Annotated in this window: 3 protein-coding genes; all 3 read right to left on the bottom strand. The window is 49.5% G+C overall.

The window, feature by feature from the left end; genetic code table 11:
• Positions 1-25: 25 nt before the first annotated feature.
• Positions 26-943: a PhzF family phenazine biosynthesis protein gene (locus C4S74_RS26160; protein WP_103998207.1), complete on the bottom strand. Its 918-nt coding sequence runs from the start codon at positions 941-943 to the stop codon at positions 26-28.
• A gap of 292 nt (positions 944-1,235) precedes the next feature.
• Positions 1,236-1,514: an MFS transporter gene (locus tag C4S74_RS26155; RefSeq protein WP_181024556.1), complete on the bottom strand. Its 279-nt coding sequence runs from the start codon at positions 1,512-1,514 to the stop codon at positions 1,236-1,238.
• A gap of 494 nt (positions 1,515-2,008) precedes the next feature.
• A complete protein-coding gene (locus C4S74_RS26150; RefSeq protein WP_103998206.1) occupies positions 2,009-2,446 on the bottom strand; it encodes an Rrf2 family transcriptional regulator in 438 nt (145 codons plus the stop codon).
• Between the last annotated feature and the right edge of the window lie 793 nt (positions 2,447-3,239).

The following is a 3,239-nucleotide window of genomic DNA, read 5'->3' as shown; positions in this document are numbered from 1 at the left end:
AAAAAAAGCCGCTGCTACGCGACTTTTAAACATATATGTTCTTGTCATCCGACAAATAAGCCACGTTTATCGTGATATGTTTTCGTGCAATACCAGCCACTGCACCGCCAACCCGAACCTGGTTGATTTCACCGCTCTCGCTCAGGCGCAATCCTACCTTAATTTCAGAAGGACAATTCATCGAATACCCTTGCCTGAACATGACGTGCTCCACTTCCCGCAAAGATAGTTGGCTATGTTGGTACAAATAGCTGAGCAGGGCACCGTTGGATGTTCCTGTCGCGCTCTCTTCGGGAATATCGTACAGCGGCGCAAAATTCCGGCATTCCGCAACAGCATCATCTGGAGTATCCATCGTGAACAGATGATATCCAACCACATCATATTTTTCGCTGATGGCGGTTATAGCGTCAAAATTTGGCTGAACATCATTCAAGAGCTTCCTGCTGCGGATCGGGATCAAAATGTCCCGCAGCCCCGTCGAAACAATCTGAATGGGCAATCCGGTTTCCAGATCCTCGGCATTCATCCCCAAAGATGGGGCGATTTCCCCACAGGATATCCTTTCAAGAAATTGTGGTAAGGCTTGTGACAAATAAACAAGACCCTCAGAGCTAATATCAACATCCAAAATCCCTGCCTTGGTCTCTATCTTATAGGAGGTCCCTTCCTTTGCCAAACCCAGCGAATGCATTAGTCCAAATGCAGCAATCGTGGCATGTCCGCACAGATCAACTTCGCTGGCGGGGGTGAAATAGCGGATTTTGTAATCCGCAAACAGGGATTTTTCCATAAATGCCGTCTCCGAAAAGCCCAATTTCTTCGCTATAAGCTGCATTTCGGCAGCACACAGCGAAAGGCCACCCTCCAAAACAACGCCTGCTGGGTTACCACCACGCTCCCCTTTCGCAAACGCATTTAACGTATACACTTCCACATTCATGTTCCGCTCGGCCTCTCCTTTATCTTCGAAAAATCGATGTGCGCAACCGCACGTCCCACTCGCTGCCATGAAACGGATGTCGGGGCGCCCGCGCAAATCTCTCCCGCTCCTTACGACATTGCATTATGTTCACTCCAGACGGCTCTCCCTGCCCTATCAGTCTCCATATACACCGTATCGTTACTACTGCAAGCAACACAGGTCTGGACGACAAATAGATCCGCCTTCCAGTAAAGCCCTACCAATGCCGGTTGCTGCGCATCAAGGTTGATCAGCATGGGCCAAAGGTCCATTATACCACGGACAGCTCAAAACATTCTGAGGAAGTTTTTATCTCAAGTTTATAGGTCGCCATAGGAGTGTGAAATTTGACACTTCTTCTCCCGGTCAGTGTCGTCAGCAGCGGAGACGACACGGCGTAAACGAGCGCGAACGCCGTCACCAACTGTCCGGCAAGCGCCGTCGACACATGCAGAGCCGCTGCCAGTGTCGGCAGTAGCCCGCCGATCATGTATCCTTCCGTGCCGAGCGCGAACCCTCCGAGCGCCAACCAAAAAATCCGTTTGTCCATGGAATCCCTCTCCTTGTCTAGATTCAACATTTCAATAAAACTAAATTAGTTACAATGAAGAATATAAACATTTTTCCGGGGCTGCATCCTGAACTGTTCTTGCCCTCAAAAAAACCGAATCGGTTGCATTGGACGCCAGGATGAGCCGTTCCAACGGACGATACGACAGTACAGCACGCAAGCCACAAGCTGAAGTCTAGTATCAAACAGAATTTCCTCTAATTCTCCCAATCAGGTAAATTCACTTCTGAAACTTTTCAGCCGCTTCAATCCTAACCAGAACTGGGAATTTGCCTGTCAGCCCCCTCTCATTGAGACTGCATTAGTTGCATTGGTCGCCGAAGAAAAAACGCGGATCGGTCTTATCAAACGGCTATGCCCCGCGCGGGTTCTCCGACCGACCGTAATTTCCTAGCCAGCGTTTCCGCTCGGCCAGCCTATCTGACCGACTCCGGCGAGCGACTCCACACGGATGCCTAGCCGTTGCGGCGGCATCACCGCTTCCCGTGCTCCAGCGACGAAGCCATCAAATTATAGATCGACTCCTGAGCCAGCCGTCGTTTCATTGTTTCCTCGCTGTCCTCGTATACCTGTTGCAGAGCAGGCTGGATTCCTTGGCCGATGATACAGCCCGGGTTCGGCTGGCTGTGGTGCATCTCGAACAGGGGCGTCTGCACAACTGCTTCGTACACGTCCAGCAGGCTGATCTCTTCCGGACGGCGCGCCAGCTTCCAGCCGGCCCCTGTTCCGCCGTGCTGCACAAACACCAGGCCCGCCTTCGCGAGCTGGCCGAGAATCCGTCTTAGAAAAACCGGGCTCGTTCCCACGCTGTTCGCGATCCGGTCGGAAGGGAAAAATTCGTCCTTCTCCGACCAAAATGCCAGCCAAGTCAAAATATGAAGCGCGACGGTATAGCGGCTTACGATGGCCATGTTCGGCATCCCCTTTCAATAAAACCATTATAGTTTCATTGAATCCCTCACGTCAACGACTCTCTTTCCCCCTTTCCAATCTTCGCAGCAGAGCTCAGTTTCATTAAAGCCGCCCTAATGCGGAATATACAAATTATTCTCTCTCCTTTGGCCAAGAGCATTTGTTGTTTACGAATCAATACAATTTGCCCAATTTGGTATACGTTGTGCAAGATTTGACGAGCCAGACCCCCAACAAGTTCCTCGTCCAGCTGATTGTCATGAAATCGTGGTAGTGATTTATTGCGCAAATTTTCACCAATTAGGCGTTTTTCTGCGAAGACAGCCTTCCATTTTTCAGAATCCGCTGGGTGGTGAGGAAGGTCGATCAACTATGGTGTTGCGAACCGGGCCGTTAGTCTTCATCGTTACTCCCGAAGGAAAGGAGATCAAGACATCGCGTACTAATTAGAGAAAGTTTATTCGCTGGCTCATCCCACTCCTGCGTTTAGCGCCAAGGTCAGTCCATAAACTCCGGAATTGAGATTTAATTTAACACCTGCTGATACCTACCTTTTTTATGAAATTAAGTTCTTGTATTCCGTTCTTGTCAAGGCAGCGAGTACCTCCACTTAGAAAGCGTATCACTACATCAAATATACCACATTTATAAAGGCGTTTCGCGGACTGAACCAGTACAAATGAGTCACCTGCGTTACTGCCTGGACATCGCGTTTTCTACGTTTAACTCATATCTCTTTGCTTCTTAAGAAAGATCCTCAATTACCGGAAACGATATATGTTCTTGTCCTAA

Origin of the sequence: Paenibacillus sp. UNC499MF (assembly GCF_900107975.1) — a bacterium.
GTDB lineage: Bacteria > Bacillota > Bacilli > Paenibacillales > NBRC-103111 > Paenibacillus_F.
This window is presented reverse-complemented; position numbering and strand designations above follow the sequence as displayed.

Coding starts and splice junctions, on each gene's coding strand:
- C4S74_RS26160 (WP_103998207.1), bottom strand. CDS start 943: ATGAATGTGGAAGTGTATACGTTAAATGCGTTTGCGAAAGGGGAGCGT.
- C4S74_RS26155 (WP_181024556.1), bottom strand. CDS start 1,514: ATGGACAAACGGATTTTTTGGTTGGCGCTCGGAGGGTTCGCGCTCGGC.
- C4S74_RS26150 (WP_103998206.1), bottom strand. CDS start 2,446: ATGGCCATCGTAAGCCGCTATACCGTCGCGCTTCATATTTTGACTTGG.